Origin of the sequence: uncultured Altererythrobacter sp. (assembly GCF_913057185.1) — a bacterium.
Classification (GTDB): Bacteria; Pseudomonadota; Alphaproteobacteria; order Sphingomonadales; family Sphingomonadaceae; genus Erythrobacter; species Erythrobacter rubellus.
Map to the genome: position 1 here is coordinate 795,501 of NZ_CAJXNK010000001.1, position 25,136 is coordinate 820,636.

The 25,136-nt window shown below is 57.3% G+C and carries 19 protein-coding genes and 2 pseudogenes; 10 read left to right on the forward strand and 11 right to left on the reverse strand.

Annotated elements, in window-relative coordinates; translation table 11 throughout:
* Positions 1–26: 26 nt before the first annotated feature.
* The 7 genes from QZ487_RS03985 to QZ487_RS04015 are packed head-to-tail and all read right to left on the reverse strand — an operon-like array spanning position 27 to position 7,436.
* The gene (locus tag QZ487_RS03985; protein WP_296023402.1) at positions 27–773 is read right to left on the reverse strand and encodes an SDR family NAD(P)-dependent oxidoreductase; all 747 of its coding nucleotides are present in this window, start codon (positions 771–773) and stop codon (positions 27–29) included.
* Positions 770–2,095 (reverse strand): acetylornithine deacetylase, encoded by a 1,326-nt coding sequence (locus tag QZ487_RS03990; protein WP_296023404.1) that lies wholly within the window; start codon positions 2,093–2,095, stop codon positions 770–772. The genes QZ487_RS03985 and QZ487_RS03990 overlap by 4 nt, the downstream gene beginning before the upstream one ends.
* 2 nt (positions 2,096–2,097) lie before the next feature.
* Positions 2,098–3,279 (reverse strand): amidase, encoded by a 1,182-nt coding sequence (locus QZ487_RS03995; protein ID WP_296023405.1) that lies wholly within the window; start codon positions 3,277–3,279, stop codon positions 2,098–2,100.
* Positions 3,280–3,282: 3 nt separating this feature from the next.
* Positions 3,283–4,152, reverse strand: a complete 870-nt coding sequence (locus tag QZ487_RS04000; RefSeq protein ID WP_296023406.1) for a VOC family protein — start codon at positions 4,150–4,152, stop codon at positions 3,283–3,285.
* Between the two features lie 13 nt (positions 4,153–4,165).
* Positions 4,166–5,191, reverse strand: coding sequence for a 2Fe-2S iron-sulfur cluster binding domain-containing protein (locus QZ487_RS04005; protein WP_296024109.1), 1,026 nt, complete (start codon positions 5,189–5,191; stop codon positions 4,166–4,168).
* A complete protein-coding gene (locus QZ487_RS04010) occupies positions 5,175–6,524 on the reverse strand; it encodes a Rieske 2Fe-2S domain-containing protein (RefSeq protein ID WP_296023408.1) in 1,350 nt (449 codons plus the stop codon). Before QZ487_RS04010 ends, QZ487_RS04005 begins: the two co-directional genes overlap by 17 nt.
* A 36-nt stretch (positions 6,525–6,560) precedes the next feature.
* Positions 6,561–7,436 (reverse strand): alpha/beta hydrolase, encoded by an 876-nt coding sequence (locus QZ487_RS04015; RefSeq protein ID WP_296023409.1) that lies wholly within the window; start codon positions 7,434–7,436, stop codon positions 6,561–6,563.
* A 471-nt stretch (positions 7,437–7,907) separates the two neighbouring features.
* On the opposite strand from QZ487_RS04015, the gene QZ487_RS04020 reads away from it, so the two are divergent.
* From QZ487_RS04020 to QZ487_RS04040, 5 genes are read left to right on the forward strand one after another with little or no spacing between them, the layout of a single operon-like run.
* Entirely contained in the window at positions 7,908–10,388 is a 2,481-nt protein-coding gene (locus QZ487_RS04020) for a TonB-dependent receptor (RefSeq protein WP_296023410.1), read from the forward strand.
* Between the two features lie 51 nt (positions 10,389–10,439).
* Complete coding sequence (locus QZ487_RS04025; protein ID WP_296023411.1) at positions 10,440–11,294, forward strand: xanthine dehydrogenase family protein subunit M; 855 nt, start codon at positions 10,440–10,442, stop codon at positions 11,292–11,294.
* Entirely contained in the window at positions 11,287–11,787 is a 501-nt protein-coding gene (locus QZ487_RS04030) for a (2Fe-2S)-binding protein (RefSeq protein ID WP_296023412.1), read from the forward strand. The genes QZ487_RS04025 and QZ487_RS04030 overlap by 8 nt, the downstream gene beginning before the upstream one ends.
* Positions 11,780–14,194: a xanthine dehydrogenase family protein molybdopterin-binding subunit gene (locus tag QZ487_RS04035; RefSeq protein WP_296023414.1), complete on the forward strand. Its 2,415-nt coding sequence runs from the start codon at positions 11,780–11,782 to the stop codon at positions 14,192–14,194. The genes QZ487_RS04030 and QZ487_RS04035 overlap by 8 nt, the downstream gene beginning before the upstream one ends.
* Positions 14,184–14,822: an SRPBCC family protein gene (locus tag QZ487_RS04040; protein ID WP_296023415.1), complete on the forward strand. Its 639-nt coding sequence runs from the start codon at positions 14,184–14,186 to the stop codon at positions 14,820–14,822. The genes QZ487_RS04035 and QZ487_RS04040 overlap by 11 nt, the downstream gene beginning before the upstream one ends.
* Here the strand turns inward: QZ487_RS04040 and QZ487_RS04045 are convergent.
* Positions 14,819–15,564 (reverse strand): annotated as a pseudogene (locus QZ487_RS04045) (IS5 family transposase). The gene QZ487_RS04040 and the pseudogene QZ487_RS04045 overlap by 4 nt on opposite strands.
* Before the next feature lie 230 nt (positions 15,565–15,794).
* A pseudogene (locus tag QZ487_RS04050) lies at positions 15,795–16,941 on the reverse strand (IS3 family transposase).
* A 471-nt stretch (positions 16,942–17,412) separates the two neighbouring features.
* On the opposite strand from QZ487_RS04050, the gene QZ487_RS04055 reads away from it, so the two are divergent.
* The 5 genes from QZ487_RS04055 (at position 17,413) to QZ487_RS04075 (ending at position 22,749) form a co-directional block, all read left to right on the forward strand.
* Positions 17,413–18,495 carry a CaiB/BaiF CoA-transferase family protein gene (locus tag QZ487_RS04055; protein ID WP_296023416.1) on the forward strand — a complete coding sequence of 361 codons (1,083 nt, stop codon included), beginning with the start codon at positions 17,413–17,415 and terminating at the stop codon, positions 18,493–18,495.
* 5 nt (positions 18,496–18,500) lie between these two features.
* The gene (locus QZ487_RS04060) at positions 18,501–18,953 is read left to right on the forward strand and encodes a MaoC family dehydratase (RefSeq protein WP_296023417.1); all 453 of its coding nucleotides are present in this window, start codon (positions 18,501–18,503) and stop codon (positions 18,951–18,953) included.
* A gap of 126 nt (positions 18,954–19,079) precedes the next feature.
* Complete coding sequence (locus QZ487_RS04065; RefSeq protein ID WP_296023419.1) at positions 19,080–20,975, forward strand: DUF3604 domain-containing protein; 1,896 nt, start codon at positions 19,080–19,082, stop codon at positions 20,973–20,975.
* The gene (locus QZ487_RS04070; protein ID WP_296023420.1) at positions 20,972–21,781 is read left to right on the forward strand and encodes a peptidyl-prolyl cis-trans isomerase; all 810 of its coding nucleotides are present in this window, start codon (positions 20,972–20,974) and stop codon (positions 21,779–21,781) included. Before QZ487_RS04065 ends, QZ487_RS04070 begins: the two co-directional genes overlap by 4 nt.
* A 47-nt stretch (positions 21,782–21,828) precedes the next feature.
* Positions 21,829–22,749 (forward strand): HupE/UreJ family protein, encoded by a 921-nt coding sequence (locus tag QZ487_RS04075; RefSeq protein WP_296023421.1) that lies wholly within the window; start codon positions 21,829–21,831, stop codon positions 22,747–22,749.
* On the opposite strand, the gene QZ487_RS04080 is transcribed toward QZ487_RS04075, so the two are convergent.
* Both QZ487_RS04080 and QZ487_RS04085 read right to left on the reverse strand, forming a co-directional pair.
* Positions 22,719–24,152, reverse strand: a complete 1,434-nt coding sequence (locus tag QZ487_RS04080) for an efflux transporter outer membrane subunit (RefSeq protein WP_296023423.1) — start codon at positions 24,150–24,152, stop codon at positions 22,719–22,721. The genes QZ487_RS04075 and QZ487_RS04080 overlap by 31 nt on opposite strands.
* On the reverse strand, positions 24,149–25,135 hold the full coding sequence (locus QZ487_RS04085; protein WP_296023424.1) for an HlyD family secretion protein: 987 nt from the start codon (positions 25,133–25,135) through the stop codon (positions 24,149–24,151). Before QZ487_RS04085 ends, QZ487_RS04080 begins: the two co-directional genes overlap by 4 nt.
* Position 25,136: the final 1 nt, after the last annotated feature.

Genomic DNA, 25,136 nt, shown 5'->3' on the forward strand with positions numbered 1-25,136 from the left:
TGGCAGTAGTCCAAATAGCCGCCAGATCAACTCGCCCCCATGCCGCCGTCGACCGATAGGGCGGCCCCTGTTATGTAGGATGCCTCGTTGGACATTAGCCAAGATACAGCATCCGCAACCTCTGACGGTTGTCCCAGCCTGCCTCGCGGGATCATCTCGTCGAATGTGTGGCTGTCGCCGCCGGATACTCGGAGCAGGTTGGGCGTTTCGGTTGCACCAGGGCAGATCGCATTGATACGAATCCCGCTTCCTGCATAGTCGAGCGCAGCAGAGCGGGTCAGCCCGATCACTGCATGTTTGGCCGCGACGTAGTGAGCGATACCGGGGACACCCTTTAGGCCAAAAATCGATGCATTGTTGACGATCACGCCACTGGATTGTGCGTTCATCCATTTGAGCTGTTCGAGCATGCAATAGTAAACAGCTTTGAAATTCAGGTTGATGACCCATTCGCTTTCAGTGTCTGGGACAGTGTGAAGCGGCTTAAAGCTGTCATGCCCCCCAGCATTGTTGAAGGCGAGGTCGATGCGACCAAACTCATCTCCAACGCTTGCCATTAATTCGGCTACTACGCTGCGGCGCGAGATATCTCCGGGGCGCACTTTCGCAGCTGCTCCTAGGTCGCCTATTTCATTGGCGACGACTTGCAGCTTGTTCTGATCGCGTCCGTTCAGAACAACTGTTGCCCCCTGGCTCGCCAGCTTGAGCGCCACTGCACGCCCCATTCCCGAACCCGCACCGGTGATCACCGCGACCTTGCCACTTTGAGTCAAAGGCCCAGCTCCTCGCGGGGACGCATCAACGTGTCGATGCAGATGTAGAGGATCTTCTCAAGACATGGCATCATGTCAGGCACATAGGTTGCGCCCATGCCGCCAAGTCCTTCTGCTATCGGTTCCGGCGATCCTTCTGCAGGCCAGGGCCATCCAAGCCGTGCTGTTGGCACGCCAAGTCGCCGAAGTGCGGCTCCGTCGGTCTGGCCACCAAGAGGATCGGGCTTGGTATAGGGGCGGCCCTCTATATGTTCCCAGCCTCGCCGTGCGGACTGGATGATCCAATTTTCCGGATCGGTCGTGCCGCCGGGAACGGAGCCGTACATTTCCCAGTCGCATTCGATGTCGGGGTGCAGGCGTACAAAATCCAGCATGAAGCTTTCGAACTGCGCCTTGACTTCGGCTGGACTGGTCCGCGGGTTGATCCTTACGTCAAAGAATATCTCGGTAATCGCACTCGGAAAGCTGGGTCGATCGGGCCAGCCGCTTCGTACGCCGCCTATCCAGCCGTGCGGATAGACGTCGCCGGAACGGTTCCTTTCGGCATAATCGATCAACCACGCTTCCAGTTCTTGAATTACAGTCGCTGCGGGGACGATCGAACTGCGAAAACCAGGTGTGCCTCTGGGAACGCCTGCATAGCCCAGCGTCCCTTTGACCCTGATCTTGAACCACCCCATGCCAGGCTCTTCGTGATAGACCCAGTTCCACGGCTTCATGATTACTGCGAAGTCCGGCGCCATCCCCCGGCTGAGCAGATGATGAACACCGTGGCTCATCCCGGCATTGTTGCGCGAAGGTATCGTGACCGGCATTCCGCCGTCAGCGAAGCCGACGTTCAGATTGCCGATCAGCGGCAAGTCGGCTTCAATCAGGGCGGTAGCGACTTCCATCTTGCAGGCGGCCAGCGCTTTCGGATTTGATGAGCCGAGTCCGTAAACCCAGTCACCAACAATTTTCGCTTTGGGTCTGAGATCGATAAAGGATTCTTCGCCAACCCATGGATAGTCGCTCTCATCGCCTTCGAGATGGGTATCGATCGGTGCGTAGAGCAGCAAGGTTGCTCCGCCGCCAGAGCCGCGCCTCTCGCCAAGGACATTCGCGGAAATTTCCGTCATAGGATCGATTGTCGGCTTTAGGCCAACCTCCTCCATCCTGCCGGCTATGAAATCCACGACATCTCGCGTCGCACCGGTAGGAGAGTGAATGTTCGTGATCTCGAACAGCAGCTGCTTCAGCCGTTCGCCGTCGAGCTTTCCCCGCGCCTTTTCATAGGCCGCTGACATCTCCTGGCTAAAGGGCATCTGTCTGGTCGGTTCCATGCTCATATCTCCTTAAATGTCGCGAATGCGGTCAGGGTCTTGGCGTTGGCGAGCAATCGGCGGTCATGTCCGGGCATCGCCACTGCCTGAAGCCCCAAGGGCAGTCCGTCAGCGCGCCAAGCGCCGGGAATTCCCAAACAGGGGGCTCCGACCGCCGTCCACGATCTTTGGAAGACGGGGTCTCCGGTTGCATGCAAGCCATCTGGAGCCGCGCCTGGTGCGCCAGGGGTCAGCAGCAGATCGACGGACGAGAAGATCGCAGGCAGAAAACTGCGACACTCGTCGCGCAGCCTAACTGCCGCCGCATAATCTTCTTCGCTATCGGCAAGGCCTTGATCGATCAGCGTGCGGAACTGTTCGCTAATCTCGTCCGGATTGTCCCGGCGAATATGCCCAAGCGCCCGCGCGGCTTCGAAGCGATGGATAATGGTTTGCGCGTCATTGAGGCCGAAGAACGGAGGTGGAAGGTCTACCTCGCGGATTTCGTGTCCTGCGCCCGCAAGCGCATCAGCGAAATCCAGAACAGCGCTTTGCATTTCATCGCTTGCGGTGGTCCAGAAAGGCGTACGGCACAATCCGACGCGAAGCGGCCGGGATGGGCTGGGTTGTTCCTCATCATGGGCAAGAACAGCGTCGGCATGTTCGAGCAGTTCAATATTGCGGGCAAACAAGCCAAGTGTGTCTAGCGAGGGAGCCGTTTCCAGCACTCCGCCCAGCGGATACCGGCCGAATGTCGGCTTGAACGCAAGTACCCCGCAATAGCTAGCGGGCCGGATCATTGAACCTGCGGTTTGCGTGCCTAATGCAATGTCGGCTTGTCCGTCCGCCACAACCGCCGCCGATCCGCTCGAGGAGCCGCCGGGCGTGTGCCCGGGTTTGCGAGGGTTTCCTGTCGGCCCGGGCGCGTAGGTAGCGAACTCTGCCGTCACGGTCTTGCCCAGGACCGCTGCGCCTGCTGCCCGGAGGATAGCCACCGCTTCCGCATCGCATTTGGCGACGTTGTCTACAAAGATTGGCGAGCCGTGCCGGGTGGGCATCCCGGCGACGTCGATCACGTCCTTGACCGCGAGTACCGAGCCCGAAAGCGGTCCCTGACCTGATGCGGCCGTTCGGTCGAGGTGAGTCCAACCGCGCACTTCGGCATCGCGAAGATCGATGCGGGCCAGGCATTGCTCGACGCGCATGTTCTAGGCGCTGACCGGACGATGGCCCCAAAGCATAGGTTGATCGTAGGATTTGATTTCCCAATCGGGGCCGATCTCGCGACCGCCATAGCCATATTCGATCCAGAATCCGGAAGGAGTCTCCAGATAAAAGCTCTGCATGTGGTCGTTGGAGTGCTTCCCTGGATCCAGCATGACTGGAATGCCGAGATCGCGGACAATATCGTAGCCCGAGCCGACATCGTCGAGCGAATTGGCTTCGAGCATGATATGCATCACCGCACCTGCAGGTCCGGGGCCGTCTTGCATCAACGCGAGCGTGTGATGGCGTGAATTGCAGTGTAGGAATACCGCATCATGCACGTCCCAGGCGATATAATCGGAAACACCAAAGCCCATGATATTTTCATAGAACTTAACGGCCTCGGCAAGATCTTTGACCCAGAATACGATATGACCCAGCCCCTGATGGTCGGTCTTATAGCCGGAGATACCCCGTGTGGGAGTGAAGGCGACATTGGTAACGAGCGGCCCGTAGTAGATATCGCTATCGGCCTGCGTAACCGGGCAGGTATAGCTATATAGCTTCTGGACTTTTCGTTCACGGCACAATTCGGGCGACCCTGCGACCACGTCCAGCCCCTGTTCCTTGAGCGCGACAGAAAGCTCGTCGAGGCGCTCCTCGCTCGAGACTTCCCAGCCGACTGCGGCTATGCCATCGGCTGCCGAAGGGTAGAGGCTGAGCCGGTGGTGATGGCTATCCATCCGGTAGTCGATCGCGGTCGAACCATTGCGCGGTCGCGGCTCCATACCGAAGACGCGCTCCAGCAACTTGCACCACTCGTCCATTTTGCTGACGTTGAGACAGACATATCCCAGACTGTTGACACCCATTTTGCGTCCTCTCCTAGTTGCTTGCCACGAATTGTTCCGCGAAGATGCTCTCAGGCGGGAGTCCCAGCCCCTCGAGATGCTGTCTCGCGGCAGCGATCATCCCCGGCGGACCACACAGGTACGCCACGCTGTCCGGGGAAAGTTCGTCATTGGAGGTGATGGCTTCGACAGGATTGCCAATACGGATTCCATCGGCGGCGTCCCCCCGGTCTACGCAGATCCGGGTCTCCAATGCCGGCATCCACTGTCGTCGCAAATCCAGCTGCTCCAGCGCGAAAAGAGCGTCGCGGGTTTGGCAACCAAAGCTGAGCACGGTTCGGGGCTTGCGCCCCGGTGCCTGCCGCAACGCATCAAGCATCGACATCATTGGTGCGAGGCCGGTGCCGCCTGCAATCATAATATGCGGTGCGCGGACCTTCTCCTTGAGGAAGAACTGGCCGTAGGGCCCGCTAATCTCGATGACGTCATCCGGCTTGGCCATGCTGGTCAGCCATTTTGACATTGCGCCATCATCTAAGATGCGGATGAGCAATTCGATGCGTGGCAGATCGGCGGCAGTGGTCGCCATCGAATAGCTTCGGAACTCCTCCGTTCCTGGTACTTTGACCTGGATGAACTGGCCCGGCCTGAAGTCCATCCAATAGCCTTCCGCCAATTCAAGCTCCAGCCGAACGACATTGCATGCAATGCGATCGACTTTGTTGACGAAGCACTTTGCCTCAACAGGCCTATTCTTGCCAGCAGTGCTGTCATAGCCAAGCGAGAAACGGCATTCGCCATCGGGTCGGGTCAGGCAGAGGAGCCGATAGCCCTCTGCCCGCTCGCCGGGAATCAGCGATCCTGCGGCGCCATTCCGATGCTCAGCTTTTCCGTCGAGCAATCGCGCAATGCAGCTGCCACAGCTTCCAGTCTGACATTGATTCAGTATTGGGACGTCAGCTGTCAGGGCGGCGTCGAGAACGCTTTGATCCGCCCTTACGAGGACTTCGCTTTCGGCGCCGTCACTGAACTCTACAAGGACCCTAGTAGGTGTTGACATTCTCAATCTTCTCAACCTTGTAGCCCGGGGCCTTTCCTTCGGCGAGCCTCCGCATCCGGATACTGGATGTCTTGGTTGCGTTGGGAACGCCCTTGCCCGGCTGGGCGATACCCCGGTTCCAGCGCGAGGAGACCTTGCGCCAGGTTACCGGTGAAATATCCGTCTCTACTAGTTGCTCATCGTCCCATCCGGTCCCGTCGGTATAGAATTCTTCCATCGCCTCGCGGGCATAAAGGTCGGAATCGTTGAAGCCATGGATGCACAGCGGCATGTAGAGGTTGTCGAAGCGGTACTGGAACGCCTTGCGCTCCTCGTCGGTTGGACAGATTTTGACCAATACTTCCCAGTATTCGTACATGTCATCGGTGATGGGTACGTACCATTCATATTGGACCACGTGATCTTCCGGCCAATTTTCGACCATCAACACACCAGGCAGAAAAACAGAAGTCCGGTAATAGCGGCTGTGAGCAGCATCGATCTTGAGGCCCAGATCTGGGTTTTCGAGTATTGGTTTCCAACGGTCTGTGAACAGCCATTGCACCATGCCTTTGGGGCCGTCGTCATCTTCGACAAGCGTGATCGGTTCCTCATGATCGGGAACAATGCCAAGGGGCAATACCCAATCCATGGCGTGAACGATCGCGTTATCTTTGTGGATCAGGATGTGAGCGTTGTCGAAGCCGTTCTCGCACGCGATGCGCCAGTTAGATTGGCCTGTGCGATGAAGCCCCAGCGCGACGGCATTCTCATCAAGGATGCTCGGCGTATCCGGCCATAGGGGATGGGGGAAACGTTCGTTGTTCTCGGGAAACCGGATTGGCAGGTCGTGGGCGAGGGGCGGGACATCTTCATCAGGAAAATCATCCTCTCGGACGAAGACGAAGATCATTCCTGCAATTTCTTCGACTGGATAGGTGGTTACACCTGTCTTGCCGATCAGTTTGCTATCCGGGTTGGCGACGATATTGTTGAGTTCGCCGGTTTCCAGATCGTAGTTGAATCCATGGTACCAACAGGCAATCGACTTGTTGTCGAAGCATGTCGGCTTTGCGGACATACGTACACCACGATGGATACATTGGTCTTTAATCGCGTAGAGCTTCCCTGCAGCCCGCCTTAGCAGGATCGGAATGCCGCAGATTTGGATTCCTTCCACCGCTTGTTCGGGAAGCTCTTCGCTGAACAAGGCCGGATACCAATGATTTACAAAGCCCCACTCCGCATCCTTATAGGGTTGGTATTGGCTCTGGGTTTTTTCATCATTCATCCGCGCCTTGCTGATCTCGTTGACTCTGACGGTCCGGCGGCGAATTGGAGCTGCTTCGTTCATGATAAAATTCCTCTCATTTCCTCTCGATGACCCAGATCAGAGATCTCCGGTCAAGAACCGGGAAACTACTTCGTCGTGTTCTTCCGGACGTTCCCATTGCGGCCAATGCGCGCATCCGCGCATGATGTGCTTTTTGGCACCTGGAATGATCGCTTCGAGACGATCAGCAGCATCTTCGCCATGGATTGGATTTTTGTCGGTCCAGAGTATGAGCGCTGGGCAGGAGATTTTGCTGATATCCTCCTCCTGCCAGTAGAACTCGCTGATATTTTCGCGGAACAAGTAGTCGTAGTACGTCAGCAATGCTTCGCGCGTTTCGGGAATGGTCCAGAGCGCGCGGCGTAAATCGACCAGTTCATCCGTCACTCCGCCAAGAGGCATCAGCCATTCAAGACGCTTGCGCAATGTTTCAGGAGTGGGGTTCAGCAACGCGTTCACCGACACTTCGCGCAACGCGTCTAGATCGCTTTCGCCTTCATGCACATGCTCAGGATCGAGGTGCATCCCCCAAGTGGTATTCAGAATAACCTTTGATGTGCGGTCGGGATGATTGATTGCCATGTCGTATGCAATCCATCCTCCCAGCGACTCGCCTTCGACGACGGCCTTCTCGATACCCATGTGGTCCATCAAGTTGAGAAGCTGGTCCGTAAACTGTGTAAGCCAGTGGTCGGCGCTGTCTGGCGGACTCTCAGAGAAGGTTGGTCGAGACGACATGCCGTGCCAAATGAAATCGATCGCATAGGGCTGGCAAACCTTCGACAGATTCATGAGGTTTCGCGAATAGGTTTCCGCATGGCCACCACCACCGTGGAGCAGAAAAACCGCCTCTCCTTCTCCCGGCGCAGACAGCACCCTTGTGCAGTATTTGCCTGTATCGATGAAGCGGGCCTCTGTTCCCAGCAAATCCACGTGAATTGACGACATTTGAATTAGCCTCCTTGGGGCAATCGAATCGGAATGCGACAGTATATTGAGCACACGCTAGCTAAAGATTCAAGCGATAATCAATCGAAATTAAATCGATACCTCAATAAAAGCTGAAATTTGAGAGGCCATATGCCTCATCCACAGACGGCGGCCCGCCGGCCAGAAGGCTTCGTCCCAAGAGGATAAGATCGGACATTGATGAGCGATTTGAGGGAGTAAGCTCTGCAGACATAAGTCCGCACCAATCATGATCGTAACCACTCAGGAAGGGTGCAATCTCATCGCAAAATTAAATCGAATCTCTGTTGATTATGCATAGAATGTCGATTGACAAATAGAATTCCATGTATATTGGGAGCGTGGATCGTCAAGCCAGCTTGCAGAGCGGGTGAAGCAGCCAGAGCGATGCATTCTTGAATGCAGTCGTCTGGAAGCGCATTATGGGAGGTTGAAATGCAAAGTCGTAAAATTAAAGGTTCTATAACGTTTTCGGTGGCGCTTTGCCTGGCGAGCCAGGCTGGTGCACAGACAGTTGCTGAAACTGAGGATGCACAAACTGAGGAAGCGCAAGAAAACTCTGCCGCTGATCAGGCGGCGGCTACCTTCAACACGATCATCGTTACGGCCAACAAGCGCGAAGAATCGATAAACGACGTCGGGCTTGCGATTACAGCAATGAGCGGCGATTCCCTTGCGCAGCAGCGAATCGTCAGCCTTAGCGACTTGGCAAACGCTGTGCCTGGTTTGAGCTATGCCCCCTCGGCCACCCAAACACCGGTATACACATTGCGTGGTGTTGGGTTCTACGAGACGACACTTTCTGCCTATCCCACCACAAGCGTTTATGTTGACCAAGTGCCTTTGGCATTTCCTGCGCTGAGTACTCATGCCAACTTCGACATTGAGCGAGTCGAAATCCTCAAGGGCCCACAGGGCACCCTGTTCGGTCAGAACTCGACGGGGGGGGCGATTAACTTCGTTGCTGCCAAGCCGACCGATGAGTTAGCCGCTGGCGTCGACTTGAGCTATGGTCGTTTCAATCGTTTTGACGTCAATGCCTTCGTCAGCGGGCCCATAAGCGAAACGCTACGTGCTCGTCTTGCCGTAACTGCGGCGCATGCGGATGATTGGCAATACAGCTACACCCGTGACGATACGCTTGGGCAGGTCAATTATTTCGCGGGGCGTCTGCTTCTTGACTGGGAGCCCACAAGCCGTTTGAACTTCGAGCTGAACCTGAACGGATGGAAGGACAAGAGCGATCCTCAAGCACCGCAATACCAAACCCTTCTGTCGCAGGCGCCAACGGCCACCGATCCGGCTCTTCGGAGCTATCCCTTTGCTCCCTTCACCGCTCGTGCGGCGGACTGGACTCCGACGGTAATCGCGAGAGAGAATGCGCCATGGACCCCCAAGACGCGACCACATGCGGACAATCGCCTGCTGCAGGGTTCGCTGCGGACAAATTGGGAGGTTGCCGACGAGATAACCGTGACTGCGATTTCTTCGTATGTCGACTATCGCCCGGACCAGGGTTTCGAGACCGATGGAACCGCATTGTTTGTCGATGACTTCATTGTCGATCGCGGTTTTGTCCAATCGTTCAATCAAGAGCTGCGCGTATCAAATGGCGGATATGCTCCATTCCGTTGGGTGGTTGGCGCGAATTATGAAAAAAGCCATGTCTACGAGTATCAATTGCAGACCTTCTCGCAGATCAGCACAGCTGCAATATTTGGATACACCGGGGCCTACGTCTATACCGACCAGCGCATGCGCAATTATGCGCTCTTTGCCAATGGCGAGTACGACATAGGCGATGACTTTACGATTAAGGCAGGTGCAAGATACACAAATGCGCGCCGGACGGCTGCGACCTGCACCGGCGATCCAGGCGATGGCAGTTTCGGTGGAGTGTTCGACTCCTTGGCAAACGCCATTCAACTTGGGTTTGTGCCAGTTGACGGCTTTACTCCGACGGGCGTACCTGTGCCGCCCATTGGCGATGGCTGTGCGCCGCTTGATAACACTACGCTCGACGGAACGCCTGCTACATATCTGCCGGGCGAGTTCAATGATTTGCTCAAAGAAGACAATATCTCCTGGCGCGCCGGTCTGGACTACAAGCCGACACCGGAAGTGTTGTTCTATGTCAATGTGGCGAAGGGCTACAAAGCCGGCAGTTTCCCAATCGCCTCGGCCGCGACATTTGAACAATTCCTCCCCGTAACGCAGGAATCCCTATTGTCTTATGAGGCCGGGTTCAAATATGCCTCGCCGGATGGGCGCTTCAATGCCAGCGGCGCTGCCTTCTACTATGACTATCGGGACAAGCAATTACGCGGAAAAATCGTCGATCCGATCTTTGGTGTGCTCGATGCGCTCGACAACATCCCCAAATCCCGAATGATTGGATTTGAGCTCGACTCGACTTTCACACCTGTCGAGGGCCTCACCTTTGGTCTCTCCGGTAGCATTCTCGACAGCAAGATTACCGAATTTGTCGGTCGCGATACCGCAGGGGGCGTCTTCGACTACTCGGGTTCTCTTATTCCCTACACCCCGAAATACCAGCTGAGGCTTTCGGCGGATTACGAGTGGGAAGTTGGAGATGCGGAACCGTTCATTGGGGTTGTATATTCGGTCAGGAGCGATGCCATCGCCAACATTGGTGGTGATGCAGGCTTGGTCGTCACCCCGGACTTCGCTTCATCGAAGCCAATCGGAGAAAACTTCACGATCGATGGATACGGGTTAGTCGATCTTCGGGCAGGAGCATCGTTCAACAATGACCAATGGCGTATCATGTTGTTCGCCAAGAATGTGTTCGACAAGTACTACGTAACCAATATTTTCACGGATTACGACACGATTGCAGCGTTTGCTGGGCAGCCTGCAACATATGGCGTAACAGTCGGTTTCAAGTTCCCGTGACTTGAGCATGGGGCGGGTGCATCGCCCAGCAATGTGACTAGGTGAAGATCAATGAAGTTTCCTAACCTTTCCTATGCCCGCCCCAACACCCTAGCCGATGCGTTTCGACTTCTCAGCGACAATGAAGACTCACGGCCTCTAGCAGGGGGCCAGTCTTTGCTGCCGATGATGGCACTTCGCGTCGCCTCCCCCGGACTATTGGTCGACCTGCAATCGCTGGAAGACCTGATGGCCATCGAAGAGACAGATGACGGCCTGCGCATCGGGGCAATGGTTACACATGATCGTAACTCGCGATCTGACCTGATCCGACGTCGGACACCCTTGCTCTTCGAGGCGCTCGGCCATGTGGCTCACCAGGCGATTCGGAATCGGGGCACTATCGGCGGAAGTATTGCGCATGCCGACGGGGCCGCTGAGATGCCTTTGGTCGTGCTTGCGCTTGATGCGGTGATGGTTATCCAAGGGTTGCAAGGCACAAGAGATGTGCCTGCCAGCGAGTTTTTTGAGGGCTTCTACAGCACGGCTGTGAGGCAGGGCGAGCTGCTTACGCATATCGTCATTCCAGACAACCGGATGAGCTGGGCCTTCGAAGAAGTTGCCAGGCGGCCGGGGGACTTCGCTTTGGCAATGGTCGCAGTGGGTCTGGAAATGAATGGCGCCGTCTGCACTGACGCGACGATCGTTGTCGGAGGAGTTTCCGACAGACCGGTCCGCGCCGATGCAGCTTGTGACTATCTCCTAGGAAAGTCGCTCGATCGGGCCACTGCGCGAGCGGCAGCAAGCATGGCGCTCGACGGAATCAGAGTGCGTAGTGATGTTCACGCCAAGGGTGACTATCGCACGAAGCTGGTTCAGGAGTTGGTAGCGCGAGCGCTGTCCCGGGCTGGAGGGATCGATGATTGAGCGGGATGAGTTCCAGCTTGTAGAGCTGAATGTGAACGGGCGTCCAACGGAGATGCGCGTTCCAGCTAGAGTGAGCTTTTCGGACGCACTAAGGGACAGTTTAGGTCTCACCGGTACCAAGCAGGGGTGCGAGATTGGTGTTTGCGGATCCTGCACAATATTAGTCGATGGAATGCCGATGCGCAGCTGCCTGATGCTTGCCGTGCAGGCGCAAGGACGAAACATCGAAACAATCGAGGGGCTTGCTGAAGATGGCAAGCTTCATCCCCTGCAAAAGTCGTTCCAGCGCCACCATGGCCTCCAATGCGGATTTTGCACCTCCGGCATCGTGCTAACTGCACTGGCGCTCCTACGTGACATACCCAGTCCGACGCGTGAGGAAGCGCGTGAGGCGATATCAGGGAATCTGTGCCGTTGCACGGGTTACGAATCGATCATCGACGCGATCACCGATCCGGCTGCGATGGATACCGGAGACGTCGGCAATGGGTAAATCGGAGGTTCCTGAGGTTCGCCCGCGCGAGATTGGACGCTCCGTACTGCGACGCGAAGATCCCGCCGTATTAAGCGGGCGCGCAAGGTATACCGCCGATCTCAACCTTCCGGAGATGTTGCGGATCGCCATACTCCGAAGTCCATTGGCGCACGCGAGGATCCTCAGCGTAGATATTGGAGCCGCTTGCGCCCTGCCCGGGGTCCTGAAGGTGTGGACTGGTGCCGACATGCTTACCCGTTGTCCGGGGCTGATGTCGAACATGGACCTGCCGGGGTTTGTCGCCACGGCCCAGCCGATATTGGCGGATGACGTCGTTCGATTTGTTGGCGAGGCGGTCGCGGTCGTGGTCGCAACGGACCAGGCAATTGCGGAAGACGCGCTCGAATTGATCGACGTCGACTACGAGGAACTTCCCGTGGTGGCGGATATTGCCGGCGCGCTGGATGCTGATGCCATCGCGAATGAGAACGTTCCAAAGAATTGCGTCTATACAGGCCATCGTCGCCAGGACGACGTGGCGGAGTTATTTGCAGATGCCCACTGCGTAGTCTCCGGCAGTTTCGAAAACAATCGTGTAAGTGCTGCGCCGATGGAGCCGAGAGGTTGCATCGCAAGTTTTGATTGGACAAGCGAACAACTGACCGTTTGGGCCGCCACGCAGATGCCGTCCTTTCTCAAGACGATGCTTTCGATCCACCTCGCCTTTTCAGAGGATCGTATCGAGGTGATCACCCCTCAGGTCGGGGGAGGATTTGGCCAGAAAGCGCATGTCCATCCAGAGGAAGTACTGGTGTGCGCGCTTGCGCTTGAACTGGGGCGGCCAATTCGTTGGATTGAAGATCGTCGCGATAACCTGTTGGCGGCGACCCATGCGAAGCATCAGATAAACAAAATGGAGATTGCGCTGGATGAACGGGGCAGGATCCTTGCCATGCGCAACAACTCCTTTACCGATGGCGGAGCCTACAACTGTCTGCCCTGGACCCAGCTTGTCGAATCGCATGTTGGGGCGTCCACTTTGACCGGGCCGTATCGGGTCGGTGCCTTGTTCGATGAGAGCCACTCATTGGTGACCAATAAGTGTCCGATCGGTGCCTATCGCGGAGTGGGTTGGTCGGCAGGGCATATTGCCAGGGAAACCTTGATCGATCGGGCGGCGCGCAAGCTGGAAATCTCGCCGTTCGAAATCAGGCGCCGCAACCTCGTGGAGCAGGCCGACTATCCCTATACCACTCCCGCTGGTCTGGTAATCCGTGAAGGCACTTTTCTCGAGACGCTCGATCAACTCGAACGGATGGTCGACTACCCGGCTTTCAGGCAGCGACAGAAGGAAGCCCTTCGAGGCGGCAAGCTGCTCGGGCTTGGACTATGCGTATTCAACGAGGTGAGCGGCGTGGGGACAAGGGCGCTTTCGTTCCTCCATATCCCTGTGACCACGCATGATACTGCGTCGGTACGGGTTGAGCCAACCGGCAAGATCACCGTCACCACGCCGCTCGTCGCTGCCGGCCAAGGGCATCTGACAACCTTTGCGCAGATCGCCGCAGACGCCTTTGGCGTGCCGCTCGAAGATGTGACAGTTTGGGCGGGAAGTACGCGCAATACATATGGCTTCGGCACGGTGGCCAGTCGTGGCGCGGTGTTCGGGGCAGGGACGATTGGTCGCGCTGCCGAGGCGGTCAGGGTCAAGATTCGCCGGCTTGCGGGACATTTGCTGCAGACCGATGCCCAGAATATCTCGATTTCCGATGGCCGGGTTCATGTACTTGGCGATCCGGAACGTGGGATGCCTTTGTCGGAGCTTGCGGGCGCTGCGTACTTCGCCGACGCAACTCATCCATCCGATTTCGACCCTGCACTCGAGGCGACAGCCGCCTTCGATCCGGCGGACATCGTGCTCGCCAATGGCGGGCATGCGGCAATTGTCGAAATCGATCTACAGACCTGCATCCCGAAAGTGACAGAGATGTTTGCTGTCGAGGATTGCGGAAAAATGATCAATCCGATGATCGTTGAGGGCCAGATCAGGGGCGGTATTGCCCAAGCAATCGGGATGACCCTGCTTGAGGAGCTGGTCCACGATTCAGATGGCCAGCTCACCACGACAACTCTGATGGACTATCTCATGCCAACATCGGCTGATGTTCCGGACATACAGATTTCCCATCTTGAAACTCCATCCGACTTGGTGCCTGGAGGCATAAAGGGGATGGGGGAATCCGGAATGATTTCAGCGCCTGCGGCGATTGTTGGGGCGGTGAACGATGCGCTGGCCCAGCTTGGCGCATCGCTCGAAGCTTTCCCGGCATCGCCGCAACGGATCTATGATGCATTACAGGTGGCCAGAACCGCCTCGGCACCATTTGACGGACCTGCAGAGGAGATAGAACTAGATGATCTTTAAGTATGATTTTGCTCTTCCGGTACCGTCGGAGCGCGCATGGCCCGTACTGCTCGACGTCTATCGCGTCGCGCCCTGCATGCCCGGCGCGTCGATCGAATCGGGAGAAGGCGATGACTATGTGGGAAAGATCAAGGTCAAGTTAGGTCCTGTCGAAATGACTTATCGTGGAGACCTGCATTTTACGCATCGGGACAGCGACAATCATGAAATGAAAGTCGAAGGTGCTGCAAAAGACTCCAAGGGTGGCGGTGGTGCGAAGGCCAAGGTGACACTGAAGGCGACCGATGAAGATGCAGGTAACTGCAGGATACATATCAACAGCGATTATTCGGTAAGTGGGAAAGCCGCGCAGTTCGGCAGCGGTTTGATGGAAGAAGTCGGCGAGAAGCTGATGAACGAATTCGCAGCCCGATTGGAGCGTCTCATATTGGAAGACACAGCCAGTACCGCCGCAGCTGTGCAGACGGCTGGCACGGCTTCCATGCAAACTAATCAATCGCGTGAGGACGCGGGTAGTGACGCTCTCGATATCGGAGCAGCTGCTGGCGGGGTGATGCTGCGCCGTGCGCTGCCATATTTGGCCGCGGTGGGTTTGCTGCTATTCGTTCTGTTTTACTTTTTGCGTTAGGCTTCGTGGACAAAGGGGATCCATAGTTTGACTGAAGCAAGGGCGACGAAGCCGAGGTAGGACTCTTTGGTTTTATCATAGCGGGTGGCGATGCGGCGCCAGTTCTTGAGCTTGTTGAACAGCCGCTCGATCAAGTTGCGCCACTTGTATTTCGCCCGGTCGTGCGGAGCGGGTTTGCGCCGGTTGATCTTGGCGGGGATGACTGCCTCGACGCCTGCGGCCTCGATCTCCTCGCGGATGGCATCGGTATCGTAGCCGCGGTCGGCCAGGAATGCCTCGATCCGGTCGCTCATCATGCGGAACAGCGGGGCGAAGCCCTGCACATCGTGGGCCTGGCCGGGCGTCAGCACGAAGCCGAGCGGGAGGCCTCTGGCATCGCACCGGGCGTGGAGCTTGGTGGTAAAGCCTCCGCGCGACCGGCCAAGCGCCTCGCTTTGCTGAGTCCCCTTTTTATGCCGACGGCACAATGATGTGCCCGGACCACGGTGCTATCGATCATGTCGGCGGCTGTATCCCGCCCCGCCAGCTCGGCCAGCGTCTCGAGCATGGCATCGAACACGCCGGTCGTAACCCATCGCCGGTAGCGCCGGAACACGCTGTTCCATTTGCCATATTCGTCCGGCAGATGCCGCCACTGCGCACCGGTCCGGGCGATCCACATCATACCTTCGAAATAGGGGCGGTTATCCTGTGCCGGTCGGCAGCCACGTCCGCGTTCAGGCGGCAAGAGCGGCCCGATCACTTCCCATTCTTCGTCCGTAACCCCAATCCGCTCGCCCAAGGCCGCCTCCAAAAGCCAGCCTTGAATCAAGGTCCGAGTCCCCAGTCAAGCTTTGTCCACGAAGCCTAGCTGTTTGGTCCCGTCCTTTGGTGGTGCGAGTTCGATCTAGAATGTTCAGGCTGACTTGCTAGGTTGACGTGACCCCCAGCTTTCCCCCAGCTGGGATTAGAGCCTGACCGCGTTGTGCACTGCTACCCTACCCCGGACCATGCGGGCCTGGAGTTTTCCGTCTTTCTCAGGTCCGGTGGGCTGGTTTCACCGGCTGAGTTTGCCAGCAAGATCGGGGGATATTCCCGATCGCGCTGTGCGGTCGCTCTTCGTTATAATGTCTACGCCAGACCTCCAGCTTTTCGTAAGCATCTTCGAGGCTCAGGAACCAGTGAGCGTTCAGGCATTCGCTCCGCAGCTTGCTGTTGAACGCTTCGATGAAGGCGTTATCTGTGGGCTTACCAGGGCGGGAGAAGTCCAATATCACACCGCGCTGGTAAGCCCACAGATCCATGTCCCGAGATATGAACTGGCTGCCGTTGTCGACCCTGATCGTCCTGGGGTAGCCAATCGTCCGACAGGCACGATCCAGCGTCGCAACGACATCCTCGCCCCGATAGCTGAACCGCGGATCGATCACGGGCGATAGCCGGGAGTAGGTATCCACCACCGTCAGGATACGTAGCTTCCTTCCTGTTGCCAGCTGATCATGCACAAAATCCATCGCCCACACATCGTTGGGTCTAATCGCCATTGCCCTGGCCTCCCGCAGCTTTGCCTTCACTCGTCGCTTGGGCGTATTGTTCCTCAGTTGTAGACCCAACTCCCTGTAAAGCCTGTAGACCTTCTTCACGTTCACCTGCCATCCGTCACGGCGCAGGATGTAATACACGCGCCGGTAGCCATAGCGGACATGCATCTCGCAGATCTCCTTGATCCTCTTCTTCAAAAAGGCCGGATCGGTGCGGCGGGACTTGTAGTGATAGGTCGAACGATCAAAGTGCAGGGCTTCGCATGCCCTGCGGATCGTTACCTGCCAGTCCCGCCTAACAGCGTCGATAATCTCGCGCTTCCGAACCGGCCTCAGAGCTTTCGCTTGAGAACATCCTGCAGCATCTCTCGATCAAGCATGAGATCGGCCACGATCTTCTTCAACCTCCCATTCTCGTCTTCGAGCTCGCGCAGACGGCGCATCTCCGATGGCAGCAGCCCAGCGTATTTCTTCTTCCAGTTGAAGTAGGTCGCCTGGCTGATCCCTGCCTTGCGGCAGATCTCAGCGACCGGCGTTCCCTCCTCACCCTGCTTGATCACGAACGCCTTCTGCGCGTCCGAAAACTTCGATGCCTTCATGCCGTAACTCCGCGACCAGCCAAGGATGTCTACGACAGAAAACTCTACCCAAAAATGGTCCAATTCTCAGGTGGCAGAGCAGGAGGGATTATCTGCGCTTTGTGGTCAATGAAAACACAGTGGGCAAACTCAACCCATACTAAATAATTGAGTTATTTCAATAAATTTGGAACTGTCGTGTTGTCGCGGGCCTTTTTCCGGGCCTTTTCAATATGCCTCAATAATTTGAACAATTTATTCAGTGGCTTAAATCGTCAGTGCGGTGCTTCTTCTGGGCACCATTCACTCATACATCGACCTTCACAAGTTTTTAACATTCGTTGGAGGTCATTTGGGCCGAATTTTGCAAAGTTGATGTTGGTAAAACTTGGCCTGCTGTTTCACCAACTGGTAACCTGCAATCTGGACGAGAAACACTTGTCACTTAAGCTGCGAAGCGGCATGCGAGCTATGTGAGAGGAGTGGTAGTGTATGTCGCGATCAAATGGTCCATTAACCGGTCTTAGAGTTGTTGAGTTCGTAGGGATCGGGCCTGGCCCCCATGTGGCGATGTTGCTGGCCGATCTGGGCGCAGAAGTTGTCAGGATCGAGCGCCAAGGCGGTCAGATCATGAACCCAGTGGTTGAACGCGCGCGGCACCGGGTCGCAGTCAATGTGAAATCAGAGCAAGGCAAGAAATTCTGCCGCGACGCGGTGGCTAATGCCGATGTCCTTCTGGAGGGGTTTCGCCCGGGCGTCATGGAGCGCCTTGGCATGGGCCCCCAAGAGATGCTCTCGATCAATGAGCGACTGGTTTATGCCCGTATGACTGGCTGGGGCCAGGAAGGCCCGATGGCGCAGGCTGCCGGTCACGATATCAATTACATCGCAATTACCGGTGCGCTTTCTGCTGTCGGTAAGTCCGGTGAAACAGCGACCCCGCCGCAAAACCTTGTCGGCGATTTTGGCGGGGGATCAATGTATTGTGCGTTTGGTATTCTTGCGGCGCTTTATGAGCGAGAACGCTCGGGCAAAGGCCAAGTCGTCGACGCGGCCATTGTGGATGGTGTGACAAGTCTGATGAGCTTCTTTTTCGGTGTGCGGTCTCGGCCCTATCTCACCACAAAACGCGGGCAAGGCATGCTAAGCGGCGCGGCGCATTTCTATCGTTGTTATGAATGTGCTGACGGGAAGGAAATTTCAGTCGGCGCGATTGAACCCCAGTTCTACGCCGAGCTTCTGGAGAAGGCAGATGCTCCGGCCGAGCTGCGCGAAGGGCAAATGGATCCGCGCAATTGGGATGAGTATACCGATAAACTTGCGGCGCTGTTCAAGACCAAGAGCCAGTCTGAATGGAGCGAACTTCTGGAAGGAAGCGACGCTTGTTTTGCACCTGTGTTGGCGCTTGATGAGGCGCGCAACCACCCTCACATGAAAGCGCGCGGGGCATATGAGCAGCGCGAAGGTGTCTGGCACACCGCGCCGGCTCCACGCTTTAGCCGCACTCCCGGTACGATCCGCGACAGTGTTGAGGATGGTGCAGACGTTGTCGCCCGCTGGAACGGGGAAGGGTAGAGGTCATGGCGGGCAGGTACTTTGATCAATGGCAGATTGGGGACCGGATCGAACACGAGATCCACCGGACTGTAACAGAGACCGACAACCTGTTGTTCTCGACCATGACGCACAACCCGCAGCCACTGCACTTAGATATTGAAGCCGCCAAGAAGAGCGGATTCGGGCAGATTCTGGTCAATTCTACCTTCACGTTTTCGCTGCTGGTGGGGCTTTCGGTTGGAGATACGACGCTCGGCACGCTGGTCGCCAATCTAGGCTTCAACAATGTAGTGACGCCGAAGCCGGTCTTCATCGGTGACACTTTACGAGCGTCGAGCGAAGTGAAGGAGCTGCGGGAGAGCAAGTCGCGCCCCGAAGCGGGAATCGTGACTTTTGTTCACGAGATGCACAATCAGCGGGACGAAGTGGTTTGCCGCTGTGAACGCTCTGCCCTGTTGCTGCGCAGCACAGGCTGACGCTACGGCAAACACGGGGTGACCGCCTCTCTCTTGACGTATTCCCCCTGATGCGCGCACACTCTGCACTGGAGTGGGAGAGAACGCATGCACAAGCAGGCTAAGCGATATTTTCTATTAGGGGCCGTGACATTCGCACTGGCTGCTTGCGGTCAAGGCGTTGACGCGGATCAGCAAGGCACCGGCGAAGGAACGATCGAACTCGCAGAGTTCCCTGATCGACCATATTGGGGCGATACCCACCTGCACACAGACAATTCTATCGACGCCTTCGGCTTCGGTGTGCGGCTTGGACCGGAAGAAGCGCTGATGTTCGCCAGCGGTCAGGAAGTCACCGCAACAACCGGGATGCGGGCCAAACTCGCACGTCCGCTCGATTTCCTTGTCATCTCGGATCACTCCGACGGGCTAGGTGCGACACGCAGGCTCTACGATGCGCCTCGGCTTGGCGTCGTTGCCATGGGCGATGAGACTATGCTGCGTTGGTATGACATGATGCACGAGAGCCCAGAGCAGTCACAGCGCGCGATCGGCGAGTTGATCACTGCTGCTGCTAACGGAACCCTTCCGGAGGCGATGACGAACAATCCAGAGGAGCAGGACGCTGCCACGGCCGAAATCTGGGGCGCGCACCTGGAAATGCTTGATCGCTACAATAAGCCGGGTAAATTCACGGCCTTTGCTGGGTTCGAATATACGCTGATGCCAGACGGAAACAATCTCCACCGCGTGGTGATGTTTCGTGACGGGCTGGACAGGACTGGGCAAGTCCTGCCTTACCCGGGAATCAATTCGGATATCGAAGGCCTTTGGGACTATATGCTTGCCTACGAGCAAGCAACGGGAGGGCAGGCGCTTGCTATCCCACATAATTCGAACCTCTCTAATGGCTTGATGTTCGAACTGACTATGCCCGGCGGCGGGCCGATAACGGCTGAGTACGCACGTAAGCGTGCAGCGGCGGAGCCGGTGGTCGAAGTTACCCAGATTAAAGGAGACAGCGAAGCGCATCCGTTCCTGTCACCCAATGACGAGATGGCGGGCTTTGGTGTCAAAGGCTGGGAGCTGGGCAATCTGCCACTGACCCGCGAAACCACCAACGATATGCTCGCGGGCAATTACATACGCGAGGCTTTGAAGCGCGGATTGTCGCTCGAAGAACAATTGGGTGTAAATCCCTATGCTTTCGGGATGATTGGCTCGACTGACAGCCACACTTCGCTGGCAACAGGCGACGAGGACAATTTCTACGGAAAGCATACCGGCAATGAGCCGAGCTATCAGGATCGCGCCCTCGAGGGCCAGAATCTAGGAACGCGCATTGGGCGCTTTGGCTGGCATTATCTGGCTGGCGGCTATGCCGCGGCTTGGGCGCGGGGCAATACCCGCGCAGAGATATTCGACGCGTTTCAAAGGCGCGAGGTCTATGCCACGACCGGCCCGCGCATGACGGTGCGCCTGTTTGGTGGCTTTGATTTCTCTGAGGCGGATTGGGACGGCGATTGGGTGCGTGCGGGCTATACTCGCGGCGTACCTATGGGCGGAGAACTGGAAGACCGCGGCAACGCGCCGACTTTCCTGATCTCGGCTCTTAAGGACCCCGACGGCGCGAACCTTGACCGTGTTCAGGTCGTCAAAGGCTGGGTAGATAGCGCAGGCGAGCTGCAAGAACGCGTGTATGACGTATCCTGGAGCGACATGGACAAGCGCTCTCGAGTGGGCGGAAATGTCCCGGCAGTAGGTGACACCGTTGATCGCGCCACCGCGACCTATACCAACGATATTGGCGCCGCTGAGCTACGAACAGCGTGGACAGATCCGGATTATGTCGAGGGGCAGCGCGCCTTCTACTACGTGCGTGTGATCGAGATACCTACGCCGCGCTGGACACTGTTCGATGCGGTGCGCTTCGGCATCGAGTTGCCTGAAGATGCGATGGCGGATGCAGTGGCGCAGGAGCGCGCTTACTCATCTCCGATATGGCTTAAGCCGGCACCGCCAGCGATTATGGAGCAACAATGACGCTACCAAACTGGGCGCGCGAGCCTCTCGTACATTTTCTGGTAGCCGGCATCGTCATCTTTACGCTGCTGGCGTGGCGGGGCGGTGATGTCGATCCTGCCAGCCGCACAATCGAAGTCGACCGCGAACAGCAAGCGCAAATTGCTTTAGTATTTGAGCGGACGATGAACCGTGCGCCGACCGATGCGGAGCTGGATGCGCAGATAGAGGCGTATGTGCGCGACGAGATCCTATACCGAGAGGCCTTGCGGCTGGGGCTCGACCAAGGCGATGCCGTGGTCCGGCGGCGCATGGCGCAGAAGATGGACATCCTTGCCAGCTCGCAAGCCGAAACAGTCCAGCCTTCGGAAGAGACATTGCGCGCGTACTACGATACCAACCCGCAAGCCTTCGCGAGTGACGTGAGATACACGCTGGATCAGCTGTGGTTCGAGGACAGAAAGGGTGCAGAGCGAGCCCTGACCTATGTCGAGACGGCTGATGTCGCGTTTCAACTTGGCCAAAGGATCAGCCTGCCACCATCGGTTGATGCGATGACGAGCAAAGAGCTTGCGGACAGGTTCGGGATGCAGTTCGCACAAAATCTGGATGGTCTGGAGCCTGGTGAAAATTGGCAGGGGCCGGTTGGATCGGGGCTGGGCTGGCACCTGGTTCGGCTTAAAGTTCGTGACGCTTCCAAAGTGCCTCCGTTTGAAAATGTTCGGTCTGATGTTGAAGATCACTGGCGCACTCAGACAATCGCCCGCCGCAAGGAAGAGGCTTTCCAGCTATTGCGGGATTCCTACAAGGTGACGGTCAAAAAGTGAGAGCACTTCTCGCTCTGGCTTTGGCATTTTTTGCCGCGTTTCCAGCTATGGCAGACGAAATTCGGCCGTTCTCGATCGAATTCGCGGAACAAGAAAAAGGCGTCTGGGCACTCAACTGGAAGCAACCTGTTTCGGCGCTCAACGGAACCGAAATCATTCTGCCCCGAATTCCAGAGAATTGTTCTCTCCAAGGTGAGCCAGTGGTCAGGACAGTCAATCTCGCTTTCATTGGCCATGCTGACGTAGCGTGTGACGGTGACATCGCGGGCCAGGCTTTTGCGTTGCCGCAGCTGCTGGGCGGAGCCGATGCTTTGCTGCGAGTTCTGCCTCTGGATGCGCCTGCGCAAACCCATCGTCTGACTGCAAGCGAACCCTCCGTCACCATCTCCGCGCAACCGGGCGCGTGGCAGGTGTTCACCACCTATCTGGTCATCGGTGCAGAGCACATTCTGTTTGGCTGGGATCACTTGCTGTTCGTGATTGCGCTGGTGCTGCTCGTGCAGAAGGGATGGGCGGTTGTTAAGGCGGCCACAGCGTTCACAGTGGCGCATTCCATCACATTGGTCGCGTCGACCCTGGGCTATGCAGGATTGCCGCAAGGCCCGGTGGAAGCCCTGATTGCGCTCTCGATTGTTTTCCTGGCGGTTGAGCTGACGACAACAAACCGCGAGACGTGGACGCGGCGCTGGCCGTGGATTGTCGCTTTCGGGTTCGGACTATTGCACGGATTTGGCTTTGCCGGAGCCTTACGCGAGATCGGCTTGCCCGAAGGAGAAGTCCCGGCGGCGTTGCTGGCATTCAATCTGGGCGTCGAAGCAGGACAGCTAATGGTTGTCGCAGCCGTACTTCTGCTGCGTTCAGCCATTCAACGGCTGGTGCCAAAGGCTGAAGCACCCGCGCTGAAATTTACGACCTATGCGATCGGGATCACTGCCGCTTACTGGCTGGTCGACCGGGTCATTTCATGACTGTCGCCACCTAGCGCTAGCCACAGTTGGACGCGTGCCCGGTTGGCTTGTCCAATTGCGATGGCCAGCCGCTCTCCGCTGGCATCGGCAGCACGGCGTGCTTCCAGCACGGTGAGGAAGTCGGCGAGACCTGCGCGATAGCGTGTCTCTGCCAGAACATAGGCTCGCTCCAGCTCTGCATTCTCGCGCGCAGCGGAATCCACTTGAGCATCGCTTCCTGTCACTGCGCCATAGGCAGATTCGGTCTCGCCCAAGGCATTGAATACTGCACCGCGATAGGCCGCAAACGCGGTGCGTTTACCGGCAGCCGCGCCATCGATTTGCGCTTCGATGCGTCCGAAATCGAGCAATGGTGCGGTCAGACTACCTGCGGCTGTGTAGACATCGCTACCGTCGTCGAACAGCTTGCTGAAATCGAAGGCCAACAGGCCCAGCGCACCCGATAAAGTGAGCCGAGGAAAGCGCAATTTTGCCGCAGCGGCAAGGTCAGCATCCGCGGCGGCAAGCTCAGCTGCGGCAACGCGCACGTCGGGTCGGTGGGTCAGCAGAAGCGAAGGAAGCGCAACCGGGGCTGCCGACACCCGATCATCCTCTGGTTCTTCGAGAAGCTGGCTGCCAATAGTCAGCGGCGACTGAGCAGTCAGTGCTACCAGCCGACCGAGAATTCGTGCTCTTTCGCCCGACAGCGCAGCGATGCGCGAGCGTGACTGGCTCGCCGCTGCCTCTGCACGAACGCGATCGAAGCCCGGGGCCAGTCCAGCTTCTTCGCGCTTGGTGGCAAGTTCAGCCAACCGTTCAGCTGCATAAAGGTCCTGCGCCAGTGCCCGCGTGCGTGCATCGTTGGTTCGCCAGTCGATGACAGCGCCGGCAATCTCGGCGAGTAAGGTAATTCGAACAGCTTCCGAGTTGGCGCTGGCTGCATCAAGCCGCGCAAGGGCAGCGCGCTCGCTCGCCTTCAGGCGCCCAAAGATATCGATCTCCCAGCTAGCCGTCAGGTTTCCTGCATACGATGTTCGCTCAGTGTCAAACGCCGCACCACCGGGTAAATCGACCCCGAATTGTGCAGGATTGGTTCGGTTCGCTGTGACCGATGCAGATGCGCCGACAGACGGAAGACGGGCGGCTCCGGCTCCGCTTGCATTGGCGCGGGCGGCATCAACGCGTGCCATAGCCTCGGCCAGACTAGGCGCGTCTTGAAGCGCGAGTTCAGCGAACGTTTCGAACGCTGGGTCATTCGTTGGTAACAACTGCGCCAAGCTGGCCGCTTCTTTTGTTTCTGGCGAATAGATGAATTCTTCCGGCAGTTCGGGTGCCGGGGTCGCGATTTCAGGCGGTGGACCTGCAACGCAGCCCGCAAGCGCAAGCGAAGCAGCAGCCAAGAAGGATGTTGAACGAGGCATCATTGCTCTTTCGCTTCCGCCGCCAGAATGAAGGCATCGACTTGCTGGCCGACACGGAAGACCTCGCGAGCCTCAGCGGGTAGGGCAAAGATCATCTGCATTACCCGCACATCAACCCGTTCGGCCGCTGAATTGGTAAGTGATCTCTTGGGAACGACAAGTGGCTCTGCTCTTACAAAAGTGGCTTCGAAACGTTGTTCGGCGGCGCCTCTTGGCGAAACAATTGCTGGTTTTCCTTGAGCGACGCGTGTCGCCTCATCCTCATCAATGTCGATGCGGATGTGCAGCGGGCGGGTTTCGCCCATGCGAATGAAGGGTTCGCTGTTCCCGCCCATCGTCGAAACGAATTCGCCTGGCCGGATATTGACTGCCAGTATCTCGCCCGCAATCGGTGCGCGCACAGTCAGGCGCTCCAGCTCTGTGCGTGCACTGCCGGCAGCAGCCTGCGCCGCCGCGAGGCGGGCTTGCGAAAGCTGCAGGCGTGACGCGGCAGATGCAGCCGAGCCCTCTGCGCGGATCACTTCTGTACGACTGACGGCTGCTGGGTCTTCGATTGCGGTATAAAGGTTGAGCTGCTGCTGAGCGGTATCGCGCGCGGTCTGCGCTTCAGCGATGGCAGCACGCGCTTCAGCGATGGCGGCATTCGCTTCGCTGAGGCGCGCGCGCGCCGCCCGTTGGTCTACCACGAAAAGAGGCTCGCCCATGTCAACAAAGTCACCCGGCACCACGCGCAGGTCTGTGACTAGTCCCGATAGTGCGGTGCCGATATCGATGATCTCGCTCGAAGGCTCGACTACGCCAGCTCCAGCAACGCGCGGCGAATCTGCCAGCTCGCCGCTTGCTTTCAGGGGAGTTTCTTCCGGCTCGGCCAAGTCTCGATCCGGCAGATTGCTCCAGATGAAGAACACCGCGATGATCAAGCCAATCACGGCAATTATTGGAAGCGCCTTCCGAGAGAAGCTGATATTTTCTGGGAGGATAGCCATA